This window comes from Isoptericola sp. NPDC057391 (assembly GCF_042668085.1).
Taxonomy (GTDB): Bacteria; Actinomycetota; Actinomycetes; order Actinomycetales; family Cellulomonadaceae; genus Isoptericola.
Genome location: NZ_JBHVBO010000011.1, coordinates 44,954 through 51,826, shown reverse-complemented (window position 1 = coordinate 51,826; position 6,873 = coordinate 44,954). Strand labels below are relative to the sequence as shown.

Here is a 6,873-nt window from a genome sequence, read left to right as displayed (position 1 = left end):
GGCGGCCCCCCCCCCCGGCCCCCCCCCCCCCCCCCCCCGGCCGCCCGCCCCCCGGGGGCGGCCCCCCCCCCGCCGTCTCCGGCGGCGCCGTCGTCGCTCCGCCCCGATGCGAAGATGGACCCCATGAGCACCTCGCCCGACGCCACCTCCCCCGCCCCCGCTGAGATCCGCGCAGAGATCCCCGCGAGCTCCGCCGCCGACGACGCCACCCGGGACATCGCCGACGTCGCCGCGGTCGAGGTCATCACCGCCGCGGCCGTGCACCTCATGAGCGCCGCCGCCGTGAAGTGCGGCCTGGCGGAGGACGCCGACGCCCAGGGACACCTGGACCTCGACGAGGCCCGCAAGCTGATCACCGCGCTCGCGGCGCTCGTCACGGCGAGCGCCCCCGACATCGGCAACCAGCACGCCCGCTCCCTGCGCGACGGCCTGCGGTCGTTGCAGCTCGCGTTCCGCGAGGCGTCGGTCGTGCCGGACGCCCCCGGGGAGGGCCCCGGCGAGAAGTACACGGGCTCCGTCGTCTGAGATGTCCGCCCCGTCCGCCTGGCCGCCGCCCTCGGACCACCCGCCGTCGCCCCCGGGCGGCGGCGCGCCCGCGCGACGACGCGGCCGACGCCCGGCCGTGACCGTCCTGACCGTGCTGCTCGTCGGGTCGCTCGGCCTCGGCGCGTACCTGTGGGTGACCACGACGCGCTGGCAGGCGCACAGCGCCGCGTGGGAGGACGAGGCCCGGGGGTACGCCGACCGGGTGGCGTCGCTCGACGCCGAGCTCGAGGCCACCGACGCGGAGCTGCTCGCGGCCCGCGAGCAGCTCGCCACCGCCACCGCCCGCATCACCGACCTCGCCAACGAGAAGGCCCAGCTCGGGGACGAGAACGTCGCCTCGCAGCAGTACCTGGACTACCAGCGGCGGGTGAGCGAGGCGGCCGGTGTCGTGACCACGGCGCTCGGCGACTGCGTCGACGCCCAGTCGCAGCTCATCACGTACCTCGAGGACCGGGGCTCGTACGACGCGAAGGACCTCGACCGGTTCGCCTCCGACGTCGAGACCCTGTGCCGCCAGGCCTCCGAGGCGAACGACCAGCTCGAGCAGGAGCTCGCGCAGTGACCCGACCGGGGCGCTCGCGGGGCGTCGCGCGGGGCCTGCGCCCGGCGCCCGCCGTCCTCCTCGCCGCGGCGCTCGCCGGCTGCGGGGTGCTTCCCGCCCTGCCGCCCGCGGTGCCGGACGACGTCGTCCCGACGCGCGTCGCGCCGTCCGCCCCCGCGCCGCTCGCCTCCGACGGAGCGGGCCTGTCCCCCGACGGCTTCGACGCCGTGCAGCGCATGGCCGTGCGGATCCGCAACGTCGGCTGCGACGGGCTGTCGACCGGGTCGGGCTTCGCCGTCGACGCCCACACGCTCGTCACCAACCGCCACGTCGTGGCCGACTCGGAGTCCCTGGAGGTCAGCACCTACGACGGCCGGGACCTCGAGGTCTCCGCCGCGGGCAGCGCGTCGCTGGCCGACCTCGCCCTGGTGCGCACTGCCGACCCGCTGCCGAGCTACCCCACCCTCGCGGACGCCGACCCGCGACCCGGCGACGCCGTCACCGTGGTCGGCTATCCCGAGGGCGGCGAGCTGACCATCACCGCGGGCGAGGTCATCGGCCCGACCACCGATCCCCTGCACGAGAACCTGGGCGAGGTGCTGCTCACCGACGCGCCGGTCGAGCCGGGCTCGTCGGGGTCGGCGGCACTCGACACGCGGGGACGGGTGATCGGGGTCGTGTACGCGAAGACCTCCGACGGCCGCTCCCTGCTGGTGCCGCTCTCCACCCTGGAACGGCTGCTGGACGACGCCGACGCGTTCCGGGCGCTGCCGCCCTGCGCACGGCCGTCCGGTCAGCCGTCCGTCAGCCCTTCGGCGACGCCCCCGGGCTAGGGGCGTCCGCTCAGCGCGCCGCGCCCACCCGCAGCTCGAGCGAGTCCACGCGGCCGGAGATCACGGTCGAGGCGCCGAGGCGGGCGTTGACCTGCGCGAGCACGCGGTCCAGCCCCGACCGGTCCAGGCCCGGGTCGAGGGCGAGGACGACGGCCACCTCCGCGCTCCGCCCGCGCTCGGCGTGCGCGCGGACGACGTGCTGCACGGGCGCGGCGGCGTCCGCGACCGCGGCGGCGACCTCCGGGTCCACCTCGAGGGCGCCGTCCGCGCCCGCGGGGACGAGCGCCGGGCGCCACTCCTCGCCCTGGGCGAGCGCCCAGACCGCCGGCCGTGGCACGAGGGCGGTCGCGGGCCCGGCCGGGTCCACGACCAGCAGCGACCAGTCCTCGCTCACCGCCGAGAGGGCGGCACGGGCCGCCTCGACCGGGACGGGACGGGCGTCGGCGCGCCAGGCCGTCATCGCGTCCACCGACGTGAAGACGGGGAGCGCCCGGCGACCGTCGGGCGCCTCGATGGCCACCACGCCGGCCGCCGCCTCCTTGTCGACGTGCAGCTCCTGCGTGCCCGAGGGGCCCTCGTGCTCCACGACGTCGGCGACGGCCAGCTCGGCGAGCACGGGCACCAGCACGCGGGTGACGGCGAGACGCCGGACGACGTCCTCCAGCGACCCGGTGCCGGCGGCGTGCGCGGCGAGCAGGGCGGCGAGCTCCGGGTCGGCGGACCCGTCGTCGCCCGCGAACTGCGACGTCGGCTGGATGGACCTCAGGTGCCCCGGCAGGGACCGGCCGTCCCCGGCCGTCACGCCCGGCCTGCCACGTCGAGCGCCTCGGGCAGCGTGAACGCCCCGGCGTACAGGGCCTTGCCCACCACGGCGCCCTCGACGCCGTCCGCCACCAGGGCGCGCAGGGCCTCGAGGTCGGCGAGCGAGGAGATACCGCCCGACGCCACCACCTTGGCCGGCGTGCGCGACGCGACCTCGCGCAGCAGGTCGACGTTCGGCCCGCGCAGCGTACCGTCCTTGGTGACGTCCGTGACGACATAGCGCGCGCAGCCGGCGTCGTCCAGGCGGGCGAGCACCTCCCACAGGTCGCCGCCCTCCTGCGTCCAGCCGCGGGCGGCGAGCGTGGTGCCGCGCACGTCGAGGCCGACGGCGACGGCGTCGCCGTGCTCGGCGATGACGCGGGCGGTCCACTCCGGGTCCTCGAGGGCGGCGGTGCCGATGTTGACGCGGCGCGCGCCGGTGGCCAGGGCGCGCTCGAGCGAGGCGTCGTCGCGGATGCCGCCCGACAGCTCCACCTGGACGTCGAGCTCGGCCACGACCTGCGCCAGCAGGTCCGCGTTCGAGCCGCGACCGAACGCCGCGTCGAGGTCCACCAGGTGGATCCACTCGGCGCCGCCCGCCTGCCAGTCGCGGGCGGCGGCCAGCGGGTCGCCGTAGGACGTCTCGGAGCCGGCCTCCCCCTGGACGAGGCGGACGGCCTGGCCGTCGGCGACGTCGACGGCGGGCAGCAGCACGAGGCGGTCAGTCACAGGGTTCTCCATCGTTCGGTGGTGCGGCCGTCAGAGCGACCGCACCCAGTTCTCGAGCAGGGTCGCGCCGGCGTCGCCGGACTTCTCGGGGTGGAACTGCGTGGCGGCGAGGGGGCCGCTCTCGACGGCGGCGACGAACCGGGCCTCGGAGCCCGGCGCGCCGTGCCGCGCCCAGGTGACCAGCGGCGGCGTGTAGCGGGGGTCGGCGTCGCCGTCGTGCCCCTGCGTGAACTCCTGCGCCGCGTACGAGTGCACGAAGTAGAACCGCTCGTGCTCCACCCCCGCGAACAGGCGGGAGCCCTCGGGGACCTCCACGGGCGACCAGCCCATGTGCGGCACGACCGGGGCGTCCAGGCGCTCGACGACGCCGGGCCACTCGCCCAGGCCCTCGGCGCGCTCGCCGTGCTCCACGCCGGCGTCGAACATCACCTGCATGCCGACACAGATGCCCAGCACGGGGCGGCCGCCCGCGAGGCGCCGGTCGATCACCTGGTCGCCCCGGACCGCACGGAGGCCGGCCATGCAGGCGGCGAACGCACCCACGCCCGGCACCACGAGGCCGTCGGCCTCCGCGGCGCGCGCGAGGTCCGCGGTGAGCTCCACGTCGGCCCCGACGCGCTCGAGGGCGCGCACGGCGGAGCGGACGTTGCCGAAGCCGTAGTCGAGCACCACGACGTGGGAGCGGTCGCCCGCGCGGGCGGGGGCCTGCGTGGGGTTGAGCTCGGCCGCGGCGCCGCCGGGCGGCAGGAGCGGCGAGATGCCCGCGGCCTCCTGAGCCGCGGCGATCCGGTCCCGGTCGGTCGAGCTGGACCGGGCGCTGGGCGTGTCCGGCATGCGTCTCCCCTACTGCTTCTTGCGGGCCTTGCGCGCGGCGCCGGTGAGCATCCGCATCGCCTTGAACCGTCCGATGCTGGACGACGGCACGACGCCCGGCAGGTCGGCCACGGTGAGCTGGCCGGTGACGAGGTCCTCGAGCGCCTCCGGCGCGCCGCCGAGCACCAGGCCCGGCGGGAGCTCGCCCTCGGCCTCCCCGTCGGCGTACCGCACGCAGGTGAGCTGCTCCCCCCAGCGGGTCACGAGCACGAGCGGGACGCCGGCCACGAGCTTCGAGATGGCGGCAGCGGCATGGTCCGGGGCGTCGTCGCTCGTGTCGCGCAGGACGGCCACGGCCCCCACCGGGGTCGGCGCCGCGTCGACGTCGAGCTCGGCGAGCGCGCACGCGGCGGCCAGCGGCTCCGCGCCCGCGATCTGCGTGATGAGCACCGCCAGGTCGGGGTCCTTGCGGGTGCCGTCGAGGGCCGACAGGTCGTCGGGGACCTCGAAGCCCTCGGGCAGCGCGTCGGGCACGTCCGGCTGCGGGTCGGGGTGCCGGTCGGGGTCGGTGGTCATGCGGCTACAGCGCACCCTTCGTGGACGGGACGCCCTCGACGCGCGGGTCGGGGGCGACGGCGGCGCGCAGCGCACGGGCCAGCGCCTTGAACTGGGCTTCGACGATGTGGTGCGGGTCGCGGCCCGCGAGCACGCGCACGTGCAGGCAGATGCCGGCGTGGTGCGCGATCGACTCGAGCACGTGCCGCGTGAGCGAGCCGGTGAAGTGCCCGCCGATGAGGTGGTACTCCTGCCCCTCCGGCTCGCCGGAGTGCACCAGGTACGGGCGGCCCGAGACGTCGACGACCGCGAGCGCGAGCGCCTCGTCGAGGGGCACCGTCGCGTCGCCGTAGCGGGAGATGCCGCGCTTGTCGCCGAGCGCCTCGCGCAGCGCCTCGCCGAGCACGATCGCGACGTCCTCGACGGTGTGGTGCGCGTCGATGTGGGTGTCGCCGGTCGCGCGCACCGTGAGGTCGATCAGCGAGTGCTTGCCGAGCGCGGTGAGCATGTGGTCGTAGAAGGGCACGGTCGTCGAGATCTCCGTGCGCCCCGTGCCGTCGAGGTCCAGCTCGACGACGACGCTCGACTCGCTCGTCGTGCGCTCCACGCGGGCCGTGCGGTGCTGCATCAGTCCTCCTTCTCGGTGGCGGCCCGGGACCGTGCCGGGACGCCGGTGACGACCTCGGTGAACGCGGCCCGGAACGCGGCGTTCTCGGCGGGCGTGCCGACGGAGACGCGCAGCCAGCCGTCGGGGCCGGTCTCGCGGATCAGGACCCCGCGGTCGAGCAGGCCCTGCCAGACGGCGTGCCGGTCCCCGAAGGTGCCGAACAGCACGAAGTTCGCGTCCGAGTCCGCGACCTGCAGCGGGCGGCCGTCCACGAGCTGCCCCCGCAGCCACGCCACCAGCGCGTCCCGCTCGTCGCGCAGGTCGCGGACCTGGGCACGCAACTCGTCGTGGTGCGCGAGCGCGCCGCGCGCGGCCGCCTGCGTGACCGCCGACAGGTGGTAGGGCAGCCGGACGACGCGCAGGGCGTCGACGAGCGCCGTGGCAGCGGCCAGGTAGCCGAGCCGCAGCCCGGCCGCGGCGAAGGCCTTCGACATCGTGCGCGAGACCGCGAGGTGCGGGTGGGAACCGAGCAGCTCGAGGGCCGACGGGGTGCCGGGGCGGCGGAACTCCGCGTAGGCCTCGTCGACCACGACGACGGCGCCGGCTCGGCGGCCGTCGTGCTCGGGCGCGTCGGGCACCTCGACGGCCGCCGCGGCGTCCAGGATCGCCTCCACCGTCGCGAGCGGCAGCGCCGTGCCGGTCGGGTTGTTCGGGCTGGCGAGGAGGATCACGGAGGGCCGGACCTCGGCGATCGTCGCGACCGCGTGGTCGACGTCGAGGGTGAAGTCGCTCTCCCGGCGGCCGGTGACCCAGCGCGTGTGCGTGTCCCGCGCGTACTCGGGGTACATCGAGTAGGTCGGGGCGAAGGACAGCGCGGTGCGCCCGGGCCCGCCGAACGCCTGCAGCAGGTGCAGCATGACCTCGTTCGAGCCGTTGGCGGCCCAGACCTGCTCCGGGCCGACGCGCACCCCGGACTCGAGCGCCAGGTAGTCGGCCAGGTCGGCGCGAAGGTCCGCGAAGTCGCGGTCGGGATAGCGGTTGAGCCCGCGCGCCGCGTCGGCGACGTGGCGGGCGATCGTCGCGACGACGGCCTCCGACGGCGCGTACGGGTTCTCGTTGACGTTGAGCCGGACGGGCACGTCGAGCTGCGGGGCGCCGTAGGGCACCTCGGCGGCGAGCTCGGGGCGCAGCGGCAGCCGCGCGCCGTCGACGCCGCCCGCGGGTGCGGCGGCGGACAGGGGGGTGGTCACCGCGTCAGTCTACGGAACCACGGGGAAGGTCGGGGTGACGTCCGCCCCTCGGCCCGCGGGGCGCTGCCGGCGCCCGTTCGGCCCCGGACAGCGGCCCTGCGCCACCCGACCCGCGCGCTTGTGAAGCATTTCACGTGGCGCGAGCCGCCATATTCCGGGCCTTGTGATCGTCTTCACAAGCCCTGATAGTGCGCCGCG

9 protein-coding genes are annotated in these 6,873 nt (G+C 76.5%); 3 read left to right on the top strand and 6 right to left on the bottom strand.

Annotation, left to right across the window (positions count from 1 at the left end; genetic code table 11):
- Positions 1–123: 123 nt before the first annotated feature.
- The 3 genes from ACFUVW_RS03245 to ACFUVW_RS03235 all read left to right on the top strand — a co-directional run bounded on the left by ACFUVW_RS03245 (position 124) and on the right by ACFUVW_RS03235 (position 1,920).
- On the top strand, positions 124–525 hold the full coding sequence (locus tag ACFUVW_RS03245; protein ID WP_430569910.1) for a DUF1844 domain-containing protein: 402 nt from the start codon (positions 124–126) through the stop codon (positions 523–525).
- A 97-nt stretch (positions 526–622) separates the two neighbouring features.
- Positions 623–1,108 (top strand): hypothetical protein, encoded by a 486-nt coding sequence (locus ACFUVW_RS03240; protein WP_430569909.1) that lies wholly within the window; start codon positions 623–625, stop codon positions 1,106–1,108.
- On the top strand, positions 1,105–1,920 hold the full coding sequence (locus tag ACFUVW_RS03235) for a S1C family serine protease (RefSeq protein ID WP_430569908.1): 816 nt from the start codon (positions 1,105–1,107) through the stop codon (positions 1,918–1,920). The genes ACFUVW_RS03240 and ACFUVW_RS03235 overlap by 4 nt, the downstream gene beginning before the upstream one ends.
- Before the next feature lie 10 nt (positions 1,921–1,930).
- Here ACFUVW_RS03235 and ACFUVW_RS03230 read toward each other — a convergent pair whose 3' ends face one another.
- The 6 genes from ACFUVW_RS03230 to ACFUVW_RS03205 all read right to left on the bottom strand — a co-directional run bounded on the left by ACFUVW_RS03230 (position 1,931) and on the right by ACFUVW_RS03205 (position 6,675).
- Entirely contained in the window at positions 1,931–2,722 is a 792-nt protein-coding gene (locus tag ACFUVW_RS03230) for an SseB family protein (protein ID WP_430569907.1), read from the bottom strand.
- On the bottom strand, positions 2,719–3,450 hold the full coding sequence (gene priA, locus ACFUVW_RS03225) for a bifunctional 1-(5-phosphoribosyl)-5-((5-phosphoribosylamino)methylideneamino)imidazole-4-carboxamide isomerase/phosphoribosylanthranilate isomerase PriA (RefSeq protein ID WP_430569906.1): 732 nt from the start codon (positions 3,448–3,450) through the stop codon (positions 2,719–2,721). Before priA ends, ACFUVW_RS03230 begins: the two co-directional genes overlap by 4 nt.
- A 30-nt stretch (positions 3,451–3,480) precedes the next feature.
- Positions 3,481–4,209, bottom strand: a complete 729-nt coding sequence (gene hisH / locus ACFUVW_RS03220) for an imidazole glycerol phosphate synthase subunit HisH (protein WP_430569912.1) — start codon at positions 4,207–4,209, stop codon at positions 3,481–3,483.
- Between the two features lie 84 nt (positions 4,210–4,293).
- Positions 4,294–4,839, bottom strand: a complete 546-nt coding sequence (locus ACFUVW_RS03215; protein WP_430569905.1) for a hypothetical protein — start codon at positions 4,837–4,839, stop codon at positions 4,294–4,296.
- 4 nt (positions 4,840–4,843) lie between these two features.
- On the bottom strand, positions 4,844–5,446 hold the full coding sequence (gene hisB / locus ACFUVW_RS03210; RefSeq protein WP_430547395.1) for an imidazoleglycerol-phosphate dehydratase HisB: 603 nt from the start codon (positions 5,444–5,446) through the stop codon (positions 4,844–4,846).
- The gene (locus tag ACFUVW_RS03205) at positions 5,446–6,675 is read right to left on the bottom strand and encodes a histidinol-phosphate transaminase (protein WP_430569904.1); all 1,230 of its coding nucleotides are present in this window, start codon (positions 6,673–6,675) and stop codon (positions 5,446–5,448) included. The genes hisB and ACFUVW_RS03205 overlap by 1 nt, the downstream gene beginning before the upstream one ends.
- Between the last annotated feature and the right edge of the window lie 198 nt (positions 6,676–6,873).

Excerpts from the sequence above, each read along its gene's own strand:
- ACFUVW_RS03245 (WP_430569910.1), top strand. The coding sequence starts at position 124 with ATGAGCACCTCGCCCGACGCCACCTCCCCCGCCCCCGCTGAGATCCGC.
- ACFUVW_RS03215 (WP_430569905.1), bottom strand. The coding sequence starts at position 4,839 with ATGACCACCGACCCCGACCGGCACCCCGACCCGCAGCCGGACGTGCCC.
- hisB (WP_430547395.1), bottom strand. The coding sequence starts at position 5,446 with ATGCAGCACCGCACGGCCCGCGTGGAGCGCACGACGAGCGAGTCGAGC.